General features: G+C 66.1%; 20 protein-coding genes and 1 tRNA gene. 15 read left to right on the top strand and 6 right to left on the bottom strand.

The annotated features are described in order from the left end of the window. Window positions 1-23: 23 nt before the first annotated feature. Window positions 24-578 (bottom strand): dCTP deaminase, encoded by a 555-nt coding sequence (dcd, locus tag ACQY4O_RS05835; protein WP_428375272.1) that lies wholly within the window; start codon window positions 576-578, stop codon window positions 24-26. A gap of 643 nt (window positions 579-1,221) precedes the next feature. On the opposite strand from dcd, the gene ACQY4O_RS05830 reads away from it, so the two are divergent. After that, window positions 1,222-1,485 carry a hypothetical protein gene (locus ACQY4O_RS05830; protein ID WP_428375271.1) on the top strand — a complete coding sequence of 88 codons (264 nt, stop codon included), beginning with the start codon at window positions 1,222-1,224 and terminating at the stop codon, window positions 1,483-1,485. A gap of 98 nt (window positions 1,486-1,583) precedes the next feature. Here ACQY4O_RS05830 and ACQY4O_RS05825 read toward each other — a convergent pair. Together ACQY4O_RS05825 and ACQY4O_RS05820 are read right to left on the bottom strand one after the other, a co-directional pair. Continuing rightward, window positions 1,584-1,658: transfer RNA gene (locus tag ACQY4O_RS05825), tRNA-Thr, on the bottom strand. A gap of 26 nt (window positions 1,659-1,684) precedes the next feature. After that, window positions 1,685-2,338, bottom strand: a complete 654-nt coding sequence (locus ACQY4O_RS05820) for a TetR/AcrR family transcriptional regulator (RefSeq protein WP_428375270.1) — start codon at window positions 2,336-2,338, stop codon at window positions 1,685-1,687. Window positions 2,339-2,841: 503 nt separating this feature from the next. Here ACQY4O_RS05820 and ACQY4O_RS05815 point away from each other — a divergent pair. The 12 genes from ACQY4O_RS05815 to ACQY4O_RS05760 all read left to right on the top strand — a co-directional run bounded on the left by ACQY4O_RS05815 (window position 2,842) and on the right by ACQY4O_RS05760 (window position 15,205). Further along, complete coding sequence (locus ACQY4O_RS05815; RefSeq protein ID WP_428375269.1) at window positions 2,842-4,443, top strand: efflux transporter outer membrane subunit; 1,602 nt, start codon at window positions 2,842-2,844, stop codon at window positions 4,441-4,443. A 459-nt stretch (window positions 4,444-4,902) separates the two neighbouring features. Further along, a complete protein-coding gene (locus ACQY4O_RS05810) occupies window positions 4,903-5,736 on the top strand; it encodes an IclR family transcriptional regulator (protein ID WP_428375268.1) in 834 nt (277 codons plus the stop codon). Further along, window positions 5,733-6,008, top strand: coding sequence for an NAD(P)-binding domain-containing protein (locus ACQY4O_RS05805; RefSeq protein ID WP_428375267.1), 276 nt, complete (start codon window positions 5,733-5,735; stop codon window positions 6,006-6,008). Before ACQY4O_RS05810 ends, ACQY4O_RS05805 begins: the two co-directional genes overlap by 4 nt. A gap of 54 nt (window positions 6,009-6,062) precedes the next feature. Continuing rightward, on the top strand, window positions 6,063-6,476 hold the full coding sequence (locus tag ACQY4O_RS05800; protein WP_428375266.1) for a GlcG/HbpS family heme-binding protein: 414 nt from the start codon (window positions 6,063-6,065) through the stop codon (window positions 6,474-6,476). Continuing rightward, window positions 6,473-7,474 carry a 2-hydroxyacid dehydrogenase gene (locus ACQY4O_RS05795; RefSeq protein WP_428375265.1) on the top strand — a complete coding sequence of 334 codons (1,002 nt, stop codon included), beginning with the start codon at window positions 6,473-6,475 and terminating at the stop codon, window positions 7,472-7,474. The genes ACQY4O_RS05800 and ACQY4O_RS05795 overlap by 4 nt, the downstream gene beginning before the upstream one ends. Before the next feature lie 201 nt (window positions 7,475-7,675). Beyond that, complete coding sequence (locus ACQY4O_RS05790; RefSeq protein WP_428375264.1) at window positions 7,676-8,746, top strand: ABC transporter substrate-binding protein; 1,071 nt, start codon at window positions 7,676-7,678, stop codon at window positions 8,744-8,746. Between the two features lie 82 nt (window positions 8,747-8,828). After that, a complete protein-coding gene (locus tag ACQY4O_RS05785) occupies window positions 8,829-10,316 on the top strand; it encodes a sugar ABC transporter ATP-binding protein (RefSeq protein ID WP_428375263.1) in 1,488 nt (495 codons plus the stop codon). Window positions 10,317-10,325: 9 nt separating this feature from the next. After that, entirely contained in the window at window positions 10,326-11,327 is a 1,002-nt protein-coding gene (locus tag ACQY4O_RS05780; protein ID WP_428375262.1) for an ABC transporter permease, read from the top strand. 54 nt (window positions 11,328-11,381) lie between these two features. Then, a complete protein-coding gene (locus ACQY4O_RS05775) occupies window positions 11,382-12,449 on the top strand; it encodes an aldo/keto reductase (RefSeq protein WP_428375261.1) in 1,068 nt (355 codons plus the stop codon). Between the two features lie 312 nt (window positions 12,450-12,761). Continuing rightward, entirely contained in the window at window positions 12,762-13,547 is a 786-nt protein-coding gene (locus tag ACQY4O_RS05770; protein WP_428375260.1) for an SDR family oxidoreductase, read from the top strand. Between the two features lie 17 nt (window positions 13,548-13,564). Then, window positions 13,565-14,287, top strand: a complete 723-nt coding sequence (locus ACQY4O_RS05765; RefSeq protein WP_428375259.1) for a ribonuclease activity regulator RraA — start codon at window positions 13,565-13,567, stop codon at window positions 14,285-14,287. 21 nt (window positions 14,288-14,308) lie between these two features. Further along, complete coding sequence (locus tag ACQY4O_RS05760; protein WP_428375258.1) at window positions 14,309-15,205, top strand: NAD(P)-dependent oxidoreductase; 897 nt, start codon at window positions 14,309-14,311, stop codon at window positions 15,203-15,205. 25 nt (window positions 15,206-15,230) lie between these two features. Here the strand turns inward: ACQY4O_RS05760 and ACQY4O_RS05755 are convergent, their stop codons facing one another. Then, a complete protein-coding gene (locus ACQY4O_RS05755; RefSeq protein ID WP_428375257.1) occupies window positions 15,231-16,277 on the bottom strand; it encodes a lactonase family protein in 1,047 nt (348 codons plus the stop codon). Between the two features lie 3 nt (window positions 16,278-16,280). Further along, window positions 16,281-16,949: an aspartate/glutamate racemase family protein gene (locus tag ACQY4O_RS05750; RefSeq protein ID WP_428375256.1), complete on the bottom strand. Its 669-nt coding sequence runs from the start codon at window positions 16,947-16,949 to the stop codon at window positions 16,281-16,283. Window positions 16,950-17,036: 87 nt separating this feature from the next. Between ACQY4O_RS05750 and ACQY4O_RS05745 the strand changes: the two genes are divergently transcribed. Next, on the top strand, window positions 17,037-18,296 hold the full coding sequence (locus tag ACQY4O_RS05745) for an alpha-hydroxy acid oxidase (protein ID WP_428375255.1): 1,260 nt from the start codon (window positions 17,037-17,039) through the stop codon (window positions 18,294-18,296). Continuing rightward, window positions 18,289-18,990, top strand: a complete 702-nt coding sequence (locus tag ACQY4O_RS05740; RefSeq protein ID WP_428375254.1) for a molybdate ABC transporter substrate-binding protein — start codon at window positions 18,289-18,291, stop codon at window positions 18,988-18,990. Before ACQY4O_RS05745 ends, ACQY4O_RS05740 begins: the two co-directional genes overlap by 8 nt. Before the next feature lie 18 nt (window positions 18,991-19,008). Here ACQY4O_RS05740 and ACQY4O_RS05735 read toward each other — a convergent pair whose 3' ends face one another. After that, window positions 19,009-19,938, bottom strand: a complete 930-nt coding sequence (locus tag ACQY4O_RS05735) for a dihydrodipicolinate synthase family protein (protein ID WP_428375253.1) — start codon at window positions 19,936-19,938, stop codon at window positions 19,009-19,011. Between the last annotated feature and the right edge of the window lie 12 nt (window positions 19,939-19,950).

Genomic DNA, 19,950 nt, shown 5'->3' with positions numbered 1-19,950 from the left:
AGGCTCTCTTCACGGTCTTGGGGTCAGAGTCTCGGAATCGCGACACCGCGCTGGCGCATGTACTTGCCGTTGCGATCGGCGTAACTGACCTCGCATGGACCGGCACCCTGCAGGAAGAGAAACTGACAGATGCCCTCGCCCGCGTAGATGCGGGCCGGCAGCGGCGTGGTGTTGCTGATCTCGATGGTGACCTGTCCTTCCCATTCCGGTTCGAGCGGGGTCACATTGACGATGATGCCGCAGCGCGCATAGGTCGACTTGCCGAGGCAGACCACCAGCACGTCGCGCGGGACGCGGAAATACTCGATGGTGTGCGCGAGGGCGAAGCTGTTCGGCGGGATGATGCAAACCGCATTGGTGCGATCGACGAAGCTGTCCGGCCTGAAGTCCTTGGGGTCGATGATGGCGCTATCGACATTGGTGAAGATCTTGAACTCGTCCGCGACGCGTGCGTCGTAGCCATACGAGGACAGGCCGTAGCTGATCACGCCGGAGCGCCGCTGCGTCTCCACGAACGGCTCGATCATGGCGTGCTCGGTGGCCATGCGCCGGATCCAGCTATCGGGCATCACCGGCATCGGCTTCGCTCCCTCGCAGGGCTGCATGCCCCCTGGTGTTTCGCCTGCGAAACTCGCACCGGAGTTCCGGCAATGGGCAGGTCACTATCCTATCGATGAGGCTCGCGTCCACGCGTCATTGGAGCGGGCGTCACGGTCCCGCAACCTGAGGGTGCGGCCATTCAGCTCTCGACACTGGTTGGCGGCAAGTCGCCGGCGCCGGCCTGTGGCCCAGCCGCAGTCTCGCTCCCTGTCGTCTCGCCCTCTGTCGTCTTGTTTTGCGGGGCGCTTCGCAACCGTCCTTGCTGTTTTCGACGACGCAGGTTCTCGCGCAATGCTGCCGCCTCCCTGGCTTCACGTCGGGCTTTCTCTGCCGGACCGCGTGCGACCGGCGGCTGCGGCCCGGTCACCGGCCGATCTGCCGCGGCATGCGGCAAAAGCACCGGCTCCGGGCCCCGGGGGGGCGAAAATTCGGACTTCTGGCGGATGCTCATGCGCCTGGGCATAGGCGACCGGACGGACCAGGATCAAGAACCTCGTCAAGGCCACTGCCGTGCACAAGTGTCGCCAGTCGGACCAGGACAAGGTCCGACACGGTTGAAGGATAACTGGATGGCGGAGCAGCAGCGCTGTGCCATAGTGACGGATGTGGAAGGAGGACAGCATGCCGACGGCGATGGACATGCATCGGGAAATGGTCGAACTCCTCGGAGGCTATGCGCTGACCGACAAGGACCGGGTCGAAACACTGCACGAGGCGTTGCGGCGGATCGCGGATGACTGCCTGGCGAACGAGGCCAATGCCGACGCGCTAGCGCGCATCCGCAGGCTGGCTGTCGCCGCTGTCCACGCTACGACGTACATCAGGGACCCGTTCGCCACGAAGCTTGCCGAGAGGCAGCACGTCTCGAGCGCCAGGTCGTTTTGAAGCGACGTCCAACGCCGGCGCCTGTCCCGATCCGACGCCGCCCTGCGGGACTTCGATCGGACACCGACAGGGCACGCCGGCGCAGGTAACTGACCCACTGGTGCTGCTGCAGGGACTCGAACCCTGGACCTCTCCCTTACCAAGGGAGTGCTCTACCACTGAGCTACAGCAGCGTCATCCGTACAGGATGGCGCGCTACCTAGCTTTTCGCAGGAGCAGGCGCAAGTGAATCGGCACCATACGCCTTCAGGAACAGGCGCACCGCCGCTTGCACGACCTGGTCGATCTCTTCGGGGGATGTGGTCTGCGTGAGTTGCAGGCGGCGCTGCATGGTGATGCGGGTCTGGCACAACGCAAAGAACTGCTCCGCGGCGATGGTCGTGTCCGGCACGTCGAGCAGCCCGGCATCGATGCGGCGGGTCAGCCAGCACTCCATGAAGCGGGTCGCCCGACGCGGTCCGGCGTCATAGAAGATCTCCGCCAGATGCGGGAATTTTCCGGCTTCGGAAATGATGATCCGGTACAGCACCAGGTTACCCGCCGAGAGGATCATATCCATCATGCGAAGACCGATGCCATGCAGCGTGATGGCGAGGTCGCTGTCCTCCTGCGCGATCTGGAAGATCGTCGCCAGGGTCTGCGAGGCCTTCAGCTCGACGAAGGCGGCGAAGAGGGCGGACTTGCTATCGAAATAGTTGTAGAGGGTGCCCTTGGAGACGCTCGCCTCGACGGCGATCCGCGACATGCTGGCGCCTTCATAGCCGCACTCGGTGAACACGGTCTCGGCGCCGGCAATGATCTGCTGGCGTTTGACCGCCGGCGGCTCATCAGGTGCCTGGTTCTGTGGATGCACCGCGGCGGTTCCCCTGGAGCATGATGCATACATCATGCTCTGCCTGAGAGTGAAATAGGGTAGCTTTATGAGTTGGTTGGCATCGCGGGGAAATTCCAACTAGCGTCATGTCGCTCTGGTGCCCTGCCTGCGGTAGCGCATGCGAGTTCGGAGCTGAGCAGGCGACTATCCCTCTGATATGGCTCGTGTCCATAGCGAGCCATGCAGCCTGACGGACTTCTGGTTCCGCAGACTGGCGACAGATGCAGGGCGGGCGACGGGCGCGTGGCGGGCTGTTGATCTCTCTGGTGAGCGGGGTCCCGGTTTGACGATCCGGGTAAAGCTTATAGGTTGTCAACGCTGACCGAACCGGTCGGTCAGTCGGCGCGGGGCGCCTGGGCCGGCAGGTCGGGCCTCGGCGTCCTTCGGTGGGGAGTTTCCGGGTGCGGAGCAGGGCGATCTCGGCGTGGGCGCGTGATTGGACTAGGGTGCCGAGGGCATCGGGGGCCAGCACGGCAACGGCATTGGCCGCGTTGCTCCTGCTGTCGGGTTGCGCGGTCGGCCCGGACTTCAAGCCGCCTAGCCTGTGGTCGCCGAGCAGCTGGCTCGGCGGCCGGCACTATGCTGCCGACACGCCGTCGACCGCCGGCGGCCGCCGCCGGCATCCCGCTGAAACGCGTGTCGCCAGCGTCCCTGTCGAGGCTCCTCCCGATCCGCACTGGTGGGACCAGTTCGGCGATCCCGAACTCAGTGCGCTCGAGGTCCGGGTGGCGCACGCGAATTTCGATGTGCGGCTGGCGACGATCAGGCTGGTGGAGAGCCGGGCGCAGTTGCGGGTGACCGCGGCGGCGCAGTGGCCGTCATTGACCGGTTCTGCGGCCTATACGCGCCAGCAGCTCAGCTCGAAGGAGGTCGAGCGGGGGCTGTCGGATGCGGTCAGTTCCGGCGGCCTGGGTGGCGTCCTGGGATACGGCAACACGAACGCGCTGCGCGGCGAGGCGGGTTCGATCAAGATACCGGCCCTGGACGAGTGGCAGGACGGCATCGACGCCTCCTGGGAGCTCGATCTGTGGGGACGGGTCAGGCGATCGGTGGAGTCCGCGCACGCAAGCCTGCAGGCATCCGAAGAGGATCGCCGGTCGGTCCTGATCACGCAGTTCTCGGAGGTCGCGCGCGACTACATGATGCTGCGCGGCGACCAGGCGCAGCTGGCGATCCTGCATGACAATCTCAGGGTGGCGCAGCAGTCGGTGACCCTGACCAGGCAGCGTTTCACCGGAGGGCTGACCACCGAGCTGGATGTCGAGAACGCGATATCCCAGGTCGATGCAACCGCCGCACAGATCCCGGACCTGGAGCGCCAGGTTGCCGAGCAGATCAACGCGCTCGGCTACCTGCTCGGCGAGCCGCCGCAGGCGTTGCGCGACGATCTCGAACGCACCGCGCGGATCCCGCCGGTGCCGCCACGCGTACCGGTCGGCGTGCCCTCGGAGCTGGCGCGCCGGCGGCCGGACATACGCGAGGCGGAGGCGCAGCTGCATGCGGCCACCGCCACGGTGGGTGTGGCGGTGGCCAATTTCTACCCGAAGGTGACGCTGAGCGCGGGATTGAATTTCGAGTCGCTCTCGTTTCGCGATCTCGGGTTCTGGAGCGCGCGCGCCTATAATTTCGGGCCGTCGATCAGCCTGCCGATCTTCCAGGGCGGCCGCCTGCGTGGGCAACTGCAACTCAACGAAGCACAGCAGCAGGAAGCGGCGATCAACTACCAGAAGACCGTGCTGCAGGCCTGGCAGGATGTCGACAACGCGCTGACGGCGTATGGGGCCGAGCAGCGGCGGCGTGATGCACTCGATCGGTCCGTGCGGTCCTACAAGCGTGCGCTCGATCTGGCGCAGCAGCAATATGCGCACGGGTTGCAGACATTCCTCAACGTGCTGGACGCCGAGCGCAGCCTTTTCAATGCGCAGGGACAGCTTGCCAGCAGTACCGCCATGGTCTCCTCCGACCTGGTGCAGCTCTACAACGCGCTCGGGGGTGGTTGGGAGGACAGTTACCCGCTGTCGCCTGGCCCACTCCCGCACGCCCAGGCGAGGGCCGCGACCGGGAGTTCTGCGGCGCCGTTGTGACGGCAATCGAGCTGCTGCCGGTTTGGTGGACACGCACCTCAAGCTGATTGCCAAGTTGGAGTAGAGGGGCTGTCTGGCGAGTGTAGTCCGACGCGCTGCCTGCAACCCTGCCAGTGCCGCCTCGCCCAGCCAGATCGTCAGACCACTACGCCGCCGTAGCCCGGCTTCAGGCTCGGGCCAGTTCTTGATCCGATATCCCTCCGTCGGACTGTAGTGGCGTCGAGTGGCGCTGTGCTTGAACGGCTTCCGGGCGGAGTAGCTGAGCTACGGCCCCGAGCTACCGCCTCCTCGCTATACTAATGCCAAGGTCGAATTGCACTCTTTAGCCCGCACAATAATTCTGCAACGCACAAGAAACCTCCTTGAGCAGTAAACATCCCATCAGTGAGGTGAGGTCGTTGACAGCCGTTCAAGACACGAGCAAGGTCGCGTCAACGAAGGGAACTAGAGTTCCAGATAATGAACAAAACCGGGGAAGTCTCCAGTCTGAAGGTTCCTGCTCTCGGGAAGGGTGTAGCGCTTCTGGAAGCGATCGCGCGCGAACCCGGCCTTGGGTTTACCGGCATTCAGGAACGGCTCGGCATGCCAAAGAGCTCAACCCATCATCTCATTTCCACGATGTGCGAACTTGGCCTGATTAAGCGGAGATCGTTGGGCGGCTACGCTTTGGGACTCAAGTTGCTTGAGCTTGCCGCTGTTGCGAGCGAGAGCAATGATCTTCAGCGGGACGCGATGCCGTTACTTCGCGAATTTGCACAGCAGGTCCAACTCACCTGTCATCTTGGTGTGCTTGAGCAGGGCGAGGCGGTCTATCTTGCTCGCGTCGAGGGTGCTCGGGACATCGTCGTCAAGTCTCATGTCGGCCAACGATTTCCTGTCAACTGCAGCGCTCTCGGCAAGAGCCTGATCGCATGGTTGGCCCCTGAACTGCTCGACGTTGTGATAGCGAACCTCGCCTTTGAAAAGCGGATGCCGAAGACGGTCACGAACGCGGCGGATTTTCGTCTTCAGCTCTCCGATGTTCGGCGTCGAGGCTGGGCGCTCGATGACGAGGAACAGGCGCCGAACTGCCGCTGCATTGCAGCACCGATTTGCGATCGCGACGGTGTCGTGGTCGCCGCAATCAGTGCGATCGGAACACTGGAGCAAGTTGAGGATAGACGGTTCGAGACGCTCGCAGCGCAAGTGATGGTCGCGGCGAGCGCCATTTCGGAAGCCGTTTACAGCACAGCCGCACAAGCAAAGGCGCCCCCGAGATTGCGAGCGACCGGAAAAAGGAGGGAGGGTCGTTGACCGTCGGATTGATCGGCTTGGGCGTCATGCGACGCCCGATGGCGGGACACTTGATCAAGGCGGGTCATCGGGTTGGTCTCGCCAGCCGCTCGGGCGTGCAGTCGGGCATGATCGACAGGGACGTAATAAGCGCAATTTCGCGCCGGGCTTCCGCGTCGAGACCGGTTGGATGCGCAGGCGCGTGCAGCGACGCCGGCCGCTCATGGCTGAGGCAGGTGCTTGCGGAGCGTCCGCCGGTCGTCGCCGCGAACGACTTCTACCCGACCCGCTGACGATCCTGCTGAAAAGGCACTGAAGTAATGCCGATCATACCATCAGGCTTGCCGATGACGCTCGACCGCCTGTCCGCTCACCGCGTTCTAGAAGAAGCTGTGACGCAGGCGCATACGCTAGGACGTCCGGTCTGCGTCGCGGTGACGGATGAACGCGGCGCGTTGCTGGCATTCACCCGCATGGATGGGGCGCCGGTCCGGAGCGTGAAGCTCTCCGAAGCAAAGGCCTATAGCGCCGCCAGACTTTGCGTTTCGACAGCCGCCTTCCACGAGCGCCTGACGCGCGACGACATGCCAGTGAGCTATTTTGCCGATCCGATGCTGACAGGTATGCCCGGCGGAGCCGTCATACGCGGCCAAGGCGGTGCAGCAATCGGTGGCATCGGCATCAGCGGCCTCGCTCCCGCCGAGGACCAACAACTCGCCGAAACCGCTGCTGCTGCTCACCAGATGAGGCAAGATCGATGAGAGAGAAGATCTACGTCACGCGGGCGATACCCCGCCCAACGATCGAAGCACTCGGGGCGGAGCACGAGGTCATCGTCAACGGTCAGGATCGGGCGCTCTCGCCCGACGAGCTCCGCCATAACGTTAAGGGCTGTGCCGCCATCGTATCGTTACTGACCGATCGCATTGACGGCCCACTTCTCGACGCAGCGGGACCGAGTTGCCGGATCGTAGCGAACTACGCGGTCGGGACGAACAATTTCGACATACCGAGCGCCATCGAACGTGGCGTCGCGCTGACCAACACGCCCGGCGTGCTCGACGATGCGACCGCGACGCACACGATCGCCCTGATGCTGGCAATGGCTCGTCGCATCCCCGAGGCCGAGCGTTTCCTGCGCGCGGGGGGCTGGGATGGGTGGAAGCCGATGTTCTTCATCGGTGCCGACGTCGACCGCAAGGTACTCGGTATCGCCGGAGCGGGCCGGATCGGACGCAACGTGGCCCGCAAGGCGCGTGGGTTCGACATGGAGATCATCTACAGCGACGTGGCGCCAAATCGCGCCATCGAGGAAGAGACCGGCGCGCGGTTCGTCAGCAAGGACGAACTCCTTACCCGATCGGACTTCCTGACGCTGCACGTGCCGCTTCTGCCGGAAACCCGACACTACATCGGCGCACACGAACTTGGGCGCATGAAGCCGACCGCCATCCTGATTAACGCCAGCCGTGGACCGGTCGTCGACGAGAACGCCCTTGTCGAAGCGTTGCGTGAGCATCGCATCTGGGGCGCGGCGCTGGACGTCTTCGAGGACGAGCCCGAGCTCGCGCCCGGTCTGAAGGACCTGCAGAACGTGGTGATCGTACCGCACATCGCCTCCGCGACAGAGCAGACGAGGCTGCAAATGGGCGAGATCGTGTCGCGCAACGTGCTGGCCGTGCTCTCGGGCAGACAACCTGACTCCTGCATCAATGCGGAGGCACTGACGCATCGCTCCGCGCCAAGTGCAGCCTCGTGACCGTCAGGGGAGAGGCGCCGGCCCCGGCCCTGCAGATGCAGTTCGGTGCGGCAAGAGGCGGGCGCATGGGGACTTCTCTCCGCAGGGACACTCAGTAGGAGTCTTGAGGAAGCCCGATCCACAGGCGTTGATGCAGACTGAATACAGAAACGCGGCCGCCGGCAAAGTCGAGCGGCACAAAATTAGAAAAGGGATGGAAACATGATCGGTGTCCGCGGCATCAGTAAGGGGTTGTTTGCTACGGTCGCATTATGCGGCCTTTCCTCGGTAGCCGTAGCGGCTGACGAGCCGACGATCGGCGTGGTCGTGCCGACGCTGGATTCACAGTTCTGGAACAGGGACGTCACATTCCTTCAGACAGGTGCAGCCCAGCTTGGCGTGCACCTCATCGTTCTGAACGCCGACAACAAGCCGGATCAGATGATCCAGTCGGCCCAGGATCTCGTCGCTCGCAAGGTCGACGGTATCATCTCGGTTGGTTACTGGTCCACCGCGCCCGCCACCATCAGGTTCGCCAAGCGTGCAAACATACCTGTCATCATCGTCGACACCTACCCCGCGTTCTCCCCGCAGACCGGAGAACACACCAACTACATCGCGTTCGTCGGACCGAGCGACCTCGACTCCGGCTATCACTTCGGCAAGGCGCTGCTGTCGGCACTCAAGCCCAGCCCGGACGGCAAGAAGGTGATCGGTGTCGTCAACGGAACGGCCGGCACGTCAGTGGCAATTGACCGCCGCAAAGGTCTCCAAAAGGCGATCGAAGAAGACGGCAATGTCAGAATCGTAGGCGAGGTCGACGGCAATTTCGTCCGCGATCAGGCACAGACGGCGTTCGAATCCCTCTACCAGGGCCATCCCGAGATGACCGGGGTCTGGTCGGGCAACGATCCGATGGCGATGGGCGTGATCGCGGCGTTGAAGAGCAAAGGCAAGGTTCCTGGCAAGGATGTCATCGTATCATCGATGGATCTGAACCCCGAGAATGTCGAGGAAGTAAAGGCCGGCGAGCAGCTTTACGATATTGGCGGCCATTGGGTCCAGGGCGGTATTGCTTTGGAGATCATGTATAACTACCTCCACGGCTTCAAGCTTCCCGCCGACCAAGCGACCATCAAGCTGAAGCTGCTGCCGATGACAAAAGCCGATGTTCCCCGCTTTGTGAGGGACTTCCCCGGCGGGCAGCCGAACTACGACTTCAAGGCCCACTCGAAGGTTTACAACAAGGACGCACCGTTGTCCCCGGCCTTCGACATACACTACTCGCAGTGACGATGCGACAGGACCGTCTCCCATGGGCCGTGGCGCGTGACATCACCTCTCGGTCCGGTCAACTCAGGCACGGTTGGGCCCGATGACACTCGTTGCGGTCGGTCTGAACAAGCGGTTTGGCCCGACCCGTGCGGCCAGCGATGTCTCGATCACGCTGCGCACGGGTACCGTTCATGCCATCGTAGGTGAAAACGGCGCGGGCAAGTCCACGACCCTGCGTATGCTGGGCGGCGTCGTGCGTCCAGACAGTGGCGAGATGATGTTGGACGGCGCATCCTATGCGCCGCGCTCCGCCTTCGATGCCACAAAAACGGGTGTGGCGCTGGTCCATCAGGAAATCACCATCAACCGCTCGTTGAGCATCGCCGAGAACGTCTTCATCGGCGACCTTCGCCTCCATGCGCGGCCGCTTGGTATCCTAAAGCGGGAGCAGATGGCGGCGCGGGCGCAGGCCGCCCTCGACCGCATCGGCGTCAAGATCTCCGTCACCGCCAATATCGAACGACTGAACCTTGGTGAACTGAAATGCATCGAGATCGCGCGCGCGATCTCGTCGAACCCCAAGACACTCCTGCTCGACGAGTCGACGGCTTATCTCGACCACCGGGAAGTGGATGCTGTGCTCAGCGTCATGCAGGAGCTGAAGTCCCAGGGCATGACGATCGGTTTCGTCTCGCATCACCTCAGCGAGGTCCTGGCCACGGCGGATGATTTGACGATCCTGAAGGACGGCCAGTTCGTCGGTTCCTATCGTGCTACGAGCATCGCGGCGAACGACATCCACCGACTGATGGTTGGACGCGATGTCCTGCAGGGTACCTATCCGCCACGCTTGCCAGCGGCCGCCTCCGCCGCTCCCCCCACCCTCCGGGCGAAGCAGGTCGCGGTCGGCCGGGAGCTGAACGAAATCAGTTTCGAACTCCGGCGTGGCGAGATCCTCGGGCTTGCCGGCCTGAAAGGCGCCGGAGCGGAGGCACTGTTTGCCGGGATCGTGGGCGACGAGCTCCTGCGTCGCGGCCATCTGCAACTCGAAGGCAAAGACTATCGCCCGAGTAATCCCCGCGCGGCCTGGCAACACGGCATCGCCCACCTCCCGGGAGACCGGGGCAATGAAGGCCTGATCACGTCATTCAGCGTGCTCGACAACCTGGTCATGGCGCGGCCGCCGGCGGTCGGTCCCTTCTTCTCCATGGCCCGCGCCCGCGTGACGTCGAATGACCTGATCAAGCAGATCGGCATACGCACGTCGAGTGCAGTAGCGCCCTGCCGTTCGCTGTCGGGCGGGAATATGCAGAAGGTCGTGCTGGGAAAGTGCCTCGCGGTCGACCCGAGGCTTCTCCTGCTGAACAACCCGACGCGTGGCGTGGACGTCGGCGCTCGGGAGGAAATCTACCGGCTGATGCGCCAGAAAGCGTCCGAGGGCCTCGCCATTCTTCTCTCGTCGGAGGACATGCCCGAACTTATCGGCATGTCGGACCGTCTCGTTGTTCTTCGGCAGGGCGTGATGGTCCACGAGTTCGACTCGCTGGAGAACGTGGAAGAGCATGACATCGTGCAATACATGGCGTGAGGCAGGACGATGAACAAAGCAATCACTGCAAACGCTCGAGGGGGCACCGCCCTTTCTCGTGAGGGCGGTCCAAGAGTTTCCTGGGTCGAAGTGCTGCGTCGCGGCTTCCCCCTCATCTTCCTGGTGATCCTGGTCGCCGTCTTCGCGATCATGTCGCCACGTTTCCTATCGCTCGAGAACCTTTCGACCGTCCTCGAACAGGGTACCGTGCTACTCGTCGCCGCTCTCGGCATGACCTTCATCATCATGGCCGGGTCGATCGATATCTCGGTGGGCGCGATCGTCGCCGTCTCGGCGCTGGTGGCAGCGCTGACGGCCAACAAGTTCGGCGCCCTGGCGATCATCCCTGCCGTCGCCGTCGGCGCGATGTGCGGATGCCTCAACGGCCTGCTGCTGGCGGTCGGCAAAGTGCCGTCCTTCATCGCGACGATGGGAACCATGGTCGTCTACCGCGGCCTCGTCCTCTACTTCACCCGCGGCGCGCCAGTTTCGATCGATGACGACGGGTTCCTCGATGCTTACTCCGGAATCACCTACGGCATTCCGCATGCGGTCATGATCGGTCTGGCTCTTGCGGCCGTGGCCTGGGCCATCATCAACTTCACCGTCTTCGGTCGCGAGGTCCGGGCAATCGGCGGCGGGGAGCGCGTCTCGATCCTGACCGGCATCCCCGTCACGCGCATCAAGATCCTGATGTATGTGCTGCTCGGAGCGTTGTGCGGCATGGCCGGCCTGCTGCAGGGCGCGCGCACCATGGCCGCCACATCCCAACTCGGTCTCGGTCTCGAACTCGATGTCATCGCCGCCGTGGTGGTTGGCGGCACGCCGTTGACCGGCGGTCTCGGCAGCATCATAAATACTATGCTCGGGGTATTGATCATCACGCTTCTTTCGAGCGGCATGAACATGGGTGGAGTCGATCCCTACCTTCAGAACATCATCAAGGGTATCGTGCTGATCACCGCGGTCTTCATCAATATTGATCGCAAGAAGATTGGAATCATCAAGTAGCGGCGATCGGCGCAACCGGCCGACGCTTCAGCAGCAACGAAAGAGAGTGCCACGATGGAATATCGCCAACTTGGCCGTTCCGGCCTCAAGGTCTCCGCCCTTACCCTCGGCACCATGACGTTTGGCGGCAAGGCGCGGTTCTCATATGTCGGCAATACCGACCAGTCCGGTGCCACCCGCATGGTCGACATCGCGCTCGACGCCGGTGTCAACCTGCTCGACACCTCGGACATCTACTCGAGCGGAACGGCCGAGGAGATTTTGGGCGAGGCAATCAGGGGTAAGCGCGGAAATGTCCTGCTGGCGACCAAGGCCCGATTTCCTATGGGACCGGGCCCGAACGATGCGGGACTGTCGCGCCACCATCTGATGCGTGCCTGCGACGCGAGCCTGAAGCGGCTCGGGGTCGATCACATTGATCTGTATCAGGTCCACGAGTGGGATGGCCTCACCCCGGTCGAGGAGACCATGGCGGCGCTGGACGCCCTCATCGCGTCGGGGAAGGTCCGGTATGTCGGCGTATCGAATTTCACCGGCTGGCAGCTCATGAAAGCCCTGGGAGCTGCCGATCGGGCCGGCAGCGCACGTTTCATCAGCCAGCAGATCCACTACACCCTGGAGTCGCGCGAGGCCGAATACGAGCTGGTTCCGATTTCGCTCGATCAGGGCCTGGGCATCCTGGTCTGGAGTCCACTCGCCGGCGGCCTGCTGTCGGGCAAATATCGCCGCGGCCAAGCCGGTCCGGAAGATGGACGCGACTTCGCCGGCTGGCCAGAGCCGCCGATCCGTGACGAGGTCCGGCTCTATGACATCATTGAAGTGATCGTCGAGATCAGCGAGGAGCACAATGTTTCCGCGGCTGAGATAGCCTTGGCCTGGCTGCTGCATCGGCCGGCGGTGGCGTCAGTGGTGATCGGCGCGAACACCGAGGAGCAGCTTCGTACCAACCTCAAGGCCGTGGATCTGCGGCTGACCGATGGCGACATGGAGCGGCTAAACGCCGTCAGCAAGTTACCGCTGCTCTATCCATATTGGCACCAGGCGATGACCGCAAGTGACCGGCTCGGTGCATTGGATCTTGTGCTGCTGGCGCAATATCTGCCGAAGGCCAACGCGTTTTAGCTCGACTTTGATCAATCGGGCGGGCTGTTGAACGGGGTGAGGTGACCGCGCGGTCGTGGCGGTAAGGCCAGTCCTAGCCGCCAAGAGACACCGCGATTGTGCCCCTGCCTGCCCGCTTCGCCGCGATCATCACCCTGACGGACATGCGACCGCAACACCGCGTTCGAGCCAAGCTGCGCCGCCGCACGATGCCGGCTTCGCGGCTGGAACCGAGAGGGTCCAGCGCCCGTTTTAATCGGCGGCGGGGAATTCGGTTGTCGCTGGATGCGGCCAGCCCCGTCAGCGCGACGGCGAACGATCTGGAGAGAGCAGATGGACCTGGGGCTCGCAGGCAAGACAGCGCTCGTATTGGGGGGTGGTGGCGGTCTCGGGAGCGCGATCGCACGCACGCTCGCCCGCGAGGGCGCGCAGGTGGCCGTCGCCGGTCGCAGCCTGGCGCCACTGGAAGCGGTCGTTTCCGCCATTCGCGCCGACAACGGCAAGGCGCTGGCGCTCGAGTGGGACCTCGGCGATCTCGCGCGGGTCGATGACCGGATCGGCCGCGTGGAGGCGGCGCTCGGGCCGGTCGACGTGTTGGTCAACAATACCGGGGGACCGCCGCCGTCCCCCGCAGCGGGGCAACCCGCCTCGACCTGGCAGGCGCAGTTCGAGGCGATGGTGCTGTCGGTGATCGCCATCACCGACCGGGTGCTCCCCTCCATGCGGCAGCGAGGCTGGGGTCGGATCATCACATCCACCTCTTCCGGCGTGGTGGCGCCGATCTCGAACCTCGCGATTTCCAATGCGCTGCGCCTGACGCTGCTCGGCTGGTCGAAGACCCTCGCGCGCGAGGTCGCCCGCGACGGCATCACGGTGAATGTCGTCGTGCCGGGCCGGATCGCGACCCCGCGCGTCGCCTTTCTGGACGACCAGAAGGCGCATCGAGAGAGCCGGGCGGCCGCCGACGTCGCCGCCGAGAGCATTGCCGCGATCCCGCTCGGCCGCTACGGCGAGCCACAGGAATACGCCAATGTGGTCGCCTTCCTCGCCGGCACGGCCGCGTCCTACATGACCGGCAGCGTCGTTCGCGTCGATGGCGGCCTGATCCAGAGCCTGTGACCAACGGAGCGCCCACGATGGCCGACGACCCCACCTTGGCCGACGACATTGAGCGGTTCGCACGCCTGCGCGCGATCAGCACGGCGACACTGACCACCGTCCTGCTGAAGCAGGGGCTCCGGAACGTGTTCATGCGCGGCACGCGGCCACTCGATCCTGGCAGCCCGCGCGTGGTGGGGCGCGCGTTCACGCTCCGGTTCGTCCCGGCGCGCGAGGACCTCGCAACCCCGGCCTCGTGGGCGTCGCCGGTCTCCACCCGTGCCGCCATCGAGGCGATGCCGTCCGGTTGTGTCGCTGTCGTCGATGCGATGGGCAATACCGACGCCGGGATCTTCGGCGACATCCTGTGCGGCCGCATGCGGCAGCGCGGCGTCGCGGCCCTGGTGACGGATGGCGCATTGCGCGACGTCAAGGGAGTGCGGGAGACCGGCCTGCCGGTCTGGAGCCGCGGTGCTGCCGCGCCGCCCTCGGTGAGCGCACTGACGTTCGTCGACTGGCAGAAGCCGATAGCCTGCGGCGGCGTCGCCGTCTTCCCGGACGATCTGGTGTCGCTCGACGAGGGCGGTGCCGTGCTCGTCCCGGCAGCACTCCTCGACGCGGTGATCGCCGAGGCGGTCGCACAGGAACGCATCGAGGACTGGATCATGGGCGAGGTGAGGCAGGGCGTTGCTTTGCCCGGCCTCTACCCGATGAACGAGGACACCAGGGCGCGCTACCTGCGGGAGACCGGCGGTGCCTGACGTCGTCTGAGAGGAGATGCGGTGCGGCTTGGTTTTGCAGGGCTCGGCCAGATGGGGCGTCCGATCGCGCTCAACCTCGCGCGCGCGGGCGAGGACCTCACGGTGTGCAGCCGGAGTGGGGGCGCCCTCGACGCCTTCAGCGCCCGCGGCGTCTGCGTCACCAGCCGCCCGGCGGATCTCGCCGGCGCCGATGTCGTGTTCCTCTGCCTGCCGGACGCCGAGGCGGTTGCCTCGGTGCTTCTCGGTGAAGACGGGCTCGCGCCACGTCTCGCGACAGGCACGCTGGTGGTCGATCTCGGCACGACCGACCACGCCGAGACGCTCTTGCTCAGCGAGGCCCTGCATGCGCGGGACATCGCATTCCTCGACGCGCCGGTCTCCGGCATGGAGGCGCGCGCGATCGACGGCACCCTGACGGTCATGTGCGGCGGCACGTTGGACGCGTTTGCGCGCGCGCTGCCGCTGCTGCAGCGGATCGGCCGGACGATCCTCCATATGGGACCGTCCGGCAGCGGCCAGGCGGCCAAGCTGATCAACCAGCTCCTGTTCGACATCAACGCGGCCGCCCTTGCCGAGCTACTGCCGTTCGCCGCCCGGCTCGGCCTCGACCCCGCGAGAATGGCCGATGTCGTCAATACCGGGACGGGCCGGAGTCACGCCTCGGAGTTCTTCGTCCCGCGCATCCTGCGCGGCCAGTTCTCCGACGGCTATCCGATGGCGGCGGCCTACAAGGACCTGGTCGCCGGCGCGTCGCTGTCCGCCCGGCTCGGCGTGCCGCTACCCGTCCTGGCCGCGGCAACCGCCACCTACCAGACGGCGCTCCGGCGCGGGCATGGCGGGGAGGACAAGGGTGCCATGATCCGCGTGTTCGAGGACCTGCTCGACGTCCGGTTCCGCGCCGCCTTGCCGGAAGGGTGAGACGACGGGTGAGACAAGGCGGGGGCTACGCGAAGGCGATCGTGACCGGGCTCAGCGACGGCACGATCTCGCCCGCCGGGTCGAGCACGCCGCCATCGCCCGGCACGAAGCGGCCGATCAGATCGTCCTGCTCGCTTGCGACGAAAAGGATATCGTCCTGCAAGGCCATGAAGCGCGGACCCCGCCCGGGGGCGCGCGTCCAGCCGAGCTGACGGAGGCGGCCGTCTGCGGCGTCCGTCGCGAAGGCCGCGATGCTGTCATGTCCGCGATTGGAGGCGTACACGATGCGTCCGTCCGTCGTCGTGGCGATCGCCGCCGCGGTGCTGGCGCCAGAGAAGGTGCCCGGGAGCGTCGGAATGACCGCGACCGGTTCGAGCCGGCCGGAGGCCCAGCGACACGTGGTCACCGACGAATTCAGCTCGTTCAGCACCCAGCACACCGGCCGACTGGGATGGAACGCCGCGTGGCGCGGTCCGGCGCCGGGACGCGACGCCAATACGGAGTGGAGCTCGAGCGTGCCCCGATCCGCGTCGAACGCGAACACCGCGACGTCGTCGTGGCCCTTGTCGGGCACCAGCACGAAGCGACCGGACGGGTCGAACAGGATCTGGTGCGGGTGCGATCCGGCCTGCTCGACGCGATGCGGACCGGGGCTGCCTGGCATCGGCGCGAGAAAGCTGAACGGCGCGAGCGACCCGTCATCCCCGATCGGCAGGACGGCGACCGAGCCGGAGCCATAGTTGGCGATGACTAGGTGCCGGCCGGACGGGGCGATCGCCTGGTGGACGACATTGCTGCCGCCGGTCGCGGCCTGTCCGAGCGGACGCAGCAGCCCGGTCGCCTCGTCGCGCGCGAACGCGCTCGCATAGCCGGCGTCGCCGTGTACGGCGTACAGCGTCCGCCGGTCTGGAGCGAGGACCAGGAAGGACGGGTTCACGAGGCCGGCCAGGTGCTGGATGCGGGTCCACGCTCCGGTCGCCGGGTCGATCGCGTGGACATCGATCCCGTCGCCGCGTGCGCCGCGCGTCGCGGTGGTGAAGCAGCCGATATAGGCGTAGCGGGGTGCTCGCATCGGTCAGGCCGTCGCCGGACCGGTGACGAGCGCCCGGATCCGATCCACGGCCAGTTCCGGCGCGGACAGGACGGGGACCGAGACCGCCTCGCTCACGGCGGCGAACGCGCGGGAGGTCGAGAAGTGCGCGAGCATGATCGCGTCGCAACCGACGAGTGCTGCTGCGCGCGCGGCGATCAGCCGGTTGTGTGCCTCCGCGTCGCCGCGCCGGAGTGCCGCCATCGCGCCATCCACCACGATCGTCTCGAGCGTCGCGGGACGGCCGCTCTCGGCCACGAAACGGTCGAACTCGTCCGTCATCGTCGCGACCGACGGCGCGAAGGTCGCGAGCATGCCGATCCGCCTGCCGTGCGCGGCCGCCGCCTCGAACATTGCCTGGTTCGGCTTGAGCACCGGAACCGCGCATCGCGCGGCCAGGCGGTCGACGGCGGGTCCGAACGCCGAGCAGGTGACGAGGATGCCCGCGGCGCCGAGGCTCTGCCCGTACAGACCGAACGCCACGAAGCGGTCGATCATCGCCTCGGAGAGTTCGGCTTCCCGCGCGCGATCGATCGTGAGCGCGTCATCGAGCAGGTTGACCGGTTCGGCCTCCGGCCAGCGCTGCGCGAAGGCGGACCGGATCGGCTCCATGGCCACCGGGGTCGCGTGCAGCAGGACGATGCGACAGGCCATGCGCGATCCTTCCACTGGTGCGGGAAAACTAACCGTCGCGACGCGTTTATCCAGGGCGCGCGGTTTCCGCCCACGACAAGGAGCATCATGTCGGCCACCACACAAGACGGCGCCGCTACCACACAAGATGGCGCAGCCCCGGGCATCACGTCGTCCGAGAGTTTCAGGACCAGCGTGAAGCGCAGCGCCGAGGCAACGCCGTTCCGGTTTCGTGACCTGCTTGCCCTCGACGACTTCGAGCGCCACGCGCGGCGCCACCTCCCGCCCATGATCTTCCAGTACGTCGCCGGTGGCGTGGAGACCGGAGCCGCCATGCGCGCGGCCTCGGGCGCCTACGAGCACTACCGCTTCCGTCCGCGGATGATGGTCGACACGGCGGCGCGCAACCAGTCGGTCACGCTGTTCGGCAGCACCTATCGCGCGCCGTTCGGGGTGCCCCCCCTCGGCGGTGCCGCCTTCGTGGCGTATCGCGGGGATCTCGTTCTCGCCGAAGCCGCCGCGCGCATGGGCGTCCCGATGATCCTGAGCGCATCGGCGCTGATCAGCCTCGAGGACGTGATCGCGCGCAATCCGGACGCGTGGTTCCAGGCCTACCTGGCAGGCGACCAGCTCCGCATCGACCGGCTGGTCGATCGCGTGCAGGGGGCCGGCTACCGGACACTCGTGGTGACCGCGGACACGCCCGTGTTGGGCAATCGCGAGCACAACATCCGCAGCGGCTTCAGCATGCCGATCCGCGTGACGCCGAAGGTCGCGGTGCAAAGCGCGCTGCACCCACGCTGGCTGCTCGGCGTCGTCGCACGCACCTACCTGCGGCACGGCGCGCCGCATTTCGAGAACACCGAGGCGGAACGCGGGCCGCCGATGATGTCGCGGGCGCTGCGCAACACGACCGCACGCGACAGGCTGTCGTGGCGTCATCTCGAGGCGATCCGCCGACGCTGGGATGGCAACCTGCTGGTCAAGGGCCTGCTCACCGTCGAGGACGCGGTTCGCGCGCGCGAATGCGGCGCGGACGGGATCATCCTCTCGAGCCACGGTGGACGGCAGCTCGACTATGCGCCGGCGCCGCTCGACGTGCTGGCCGAACTCGGGACTGAGAAGCGGGCGATGAAGGTCATCGTCGATAGCGGCATCCGGCGTGGCACCGACGTGCTGAAGGCGCTGGCACTCGGCGCCGACTTCGTGCTGGTCGGACGCCCCCTGATGTTCGCGGCGGCGATCGGCGGCGTGCCCGGCGTGCTGCACGCGATGACCATCCTGAAGGACGAGATCCATCGCGACATGGCGCTGCTCGGGGTGAACCGGCTCGACGAGCTGACGCCGGACTTCGTGCGTCGTGCGTGAGGTCGGCGTGATCCGGGCGATGCTGGCGCTCGTGCTCCGTCGCCCCGTCGACGAGGTGGTGCTGCCGCGCCTCGCCGGCGCAGGCCTGCAGGTCGAGATGGACTGGGCGCCGACCAGCGTGCTGCTGAAGAAGCTCGAAGCGGGCGAGCGCGCGGACCTGCTGGTCGTGACCGCCGAAGCCATGGACCGGCTGGCCGGGAACGGCACGATCGACCCGTCGAGCCGGATCGACCTGGTGCGCTCGCGCATCGGGATCGCGGTGCCGCGCGGCGCGGTGCATCCCGAGATCGACACGCTCGAGGCGGCCGTGCAGACACTGCTCGCCGCCCGCTCGGTCAGCTATTCGCGGGGTGGCGCGAGCGGCATCCATTTTGCGGCCGCGATCGAGCGGCTCGGGATTGCCGCGGAGATCAACGCGCGGGCGACGATCATCCCGGCCGGCTTCACCGCCGAACGACTGAATGCGGGGGAGGCCGACATCGCGGTGCAGCAGATCAGCGAGCTCATGGCGGTGCCAGGCGTCGAGATCGTCGGCAGCCTGCCCGGGCCGCTCGGAACCGCCGCGACGTTCTCGGGCGCGCTCCTGGCCGGCACGGCGCATGACGAGGCGGCGCGGCGCTTCCTGGCACTGCTCGACGACCCGCAGACGCGACAGGCCTACGCGGAGGCGGGGCTGGAAGCGCTTGCGCCGTAGGGCTGACGCCGCGTCCGCTCAGCAGCCTGCCCGCGCATCCCGTGTCGAGAGCCGTGCGAGCAGATAGTCAATCTCGGCGCGGGCGGTCGGGGTGAGCCGCGCCGCCGGGTTGCGCTGCGTGTCGGAGGCGATCAGGCCGCGCCGCGCCATCACGTATTTCCGCACCGCGAGCCCCACGCCCGGCTGCTGCTCGTAGCGCAGCAGCGGCAGGTGGGCGTCGAACAGGTCGTGTGCGTCGTCGCGTCGTCCGTCCGACTGCAAGCTGACCAAGTCGACCAGCATGTCGGGAAAGGCGTAGCCGGTCATCGCGCCATCGGCGCCGCGCTCGGTCTCGAAATCGAGGAACAGGCCGCCATTGCCGCACAGGATCGAGATCGGCCGGCCAGTACCGACCTGCTCCGCCGCCCGGAGCGCGCTGATCTTCTCGAGGCCCGGCCAGTCCTCGTGCTTCAGCATCACGCAGGACCCGTTCTCGTCGACGATGCGGCGGATCACCCCCGGCGACATCACCACCGAGAAGTTCAGAGGGTAGTCCTGGATCACCCACGGCACGCCAGGCCCGATCGCGTCCGCGGCCCCTCGATAGTAGGAAGCGATCTGGTCGTCCGTCCGCAGCGTGTTCGGCGGCGCGATCATCACGCCGGCGGCGCCCGCCTCCATCGACGCAAGCGCCAGGCCGCGCATGGCAGCGAACCCCGGCGCTGACACGCCGACGATGACGGGCAGCGCACCGGCAGCCCGGATGAAGCAGCGCGCCACGTCGAGCGCCTCGACGCCGTCGAGCTTCGGCGCCTCCCCGAGCACGCCGAGCACCGTCATCCCGTCGCTGCCGATCTCTCGGTAGAAGGCGGTCAACCGCTCGATCGAGGCGAAGTCGATCCGGCCGTCCGTGTCGAACGGCGTCGGCGCGATCGGAAAGACCCCGCGGGCGGTGTGGTCGAGCGGCATCGTCTGTCCTCG

It is taken from the genome of Lichenicoccus sp. (assembly GCF_965277665.1).
Lineage (GTDB): Bacteria > Pseudomonadota > Alphaproteobacteria > Acetobacterales > Acetobacteraceae > Lichenicoccus.
The sequence above is the reverse complement of the archived record's forward strand: the minus strand, read 5'-3'. Positions and strand labels throughout refer to the sequence as shown.

What these genes read in the sequence shown, in the direction of transcription:
- dcd (WP_428375272.1), bottom strand. Translation starts at nt 578, where the DNA reads ATGCCGGTGATGCCCGATAGCTGGATCCGGCGCATGGCCACCGAGCAC.
- ACQY4O_RS05830 (WP_428375271.1), top strand. Translation starts at nt 1,222, where the DNA reads ATGCCGACGGCGATGGACATGCATCGGGAAATGGTCGAACTCCTCGGA.
- ACQY4O_RS05810 (WP_428375268.1), top strand. Translation starts at nt 4,903, where the DNA reads ATGAACAAAACCGGGGAAGTCTCCAGTCTGAAGGTTCCTGCTCTCGGG.
- ACQY4O_RS05800 (WP_428375266.1), top strand. Translation starts at nt 6,063, where the DNA reads ATGACGCTCGACCGCCTGTCCGCTCACCGCGTTCTAGAAGAAGCTGTG.
- ACQY4O_RS05795 (WP_428375265.1), top strand. Translation starts at nt 6,473, where the DNA reads ATGAGAGAGAAGATCTACGTCACGCGGGCGATACCCCGCCCAACGATC.
- ACQY4O_RS05790 (WP_428375264.1), top strand. Translation starts at nt 7,676, where the DNA reads ATGATCGGTGTCCGCGGCATCAGTAAGGGGTTGTTTGCTACGGTCGCA.
- ACQY4O_RS05785 (WP_428375263.1), top strand. Translation starts at nt 8,829, where the DNA reads ATGACACTCGTTGCGGTCGGTCTGAACAAGCGGTTTGGCCCGACCCGT.
- ACQY4O_RS05780 (WP_428375262.1), top strand. Translation starts at nt 10,326, where the DNA reads ATGAACAAAGCAATCACTGCAAACGCTCGAGGGGGCACCGCCCTTTCT.
- ACQY4O_RS05775 (WP_428375261.1), top strand. Translation starts at nt 11,382, where the DNA reads ATGGAATATCGCCAACTTGGCCGTTCCGGCCTCAAGGTCTCCGCCCTT.
- ACQY4O_RS05770 (WP_428375260.1), top strand. Translation starts at nt 12,762, where the DNA reads ATGGACCTGGGGCTCGCAGGCAAGACAGCGCTCGTATTGGGGGGTGGT.
- ACQY4O_RS05765 (WP_428375259.1), top strand. Translation starts at nt 13,565, where the DNA reads ATGGCCGACGACCCCACCTTGGCCGACGACATTGAGCGGTTCGCACGC.
- ACQY4O_RS05755 (WP_428375257.1), bottom strand. Translation starts at nt 16,277, where the DNA reads ATGCGAGCACCCCGCTACGCCTATATCGGCTGCTTCACCACCGCGACG.
- ACQY4O_RS05750 (WP_428375256.1), bottom strand. Translation starts at nt 16,949, where the DNA reads ATGGCCTGTCGCATCGTCCTGCTGCACGCGACCCCGGTGGCCATGGAG.
- ACQY4O_RS05745 (WP_428375255.1), top strand. Translation starts at nt 17,037, where the DNA reads ATGTCGGCCACCACACAAGACGGCGCCGCTACCACACAAGATGGCGCA.
- ACQY4O_RS05735 (WP_428375253.1), bottom strand. Translation starts at nt 19,938, where the DNA reads ATGCCGCTCGACCACACCGCCCGCGGGGTCTTTCCGATCGCGCCGACG.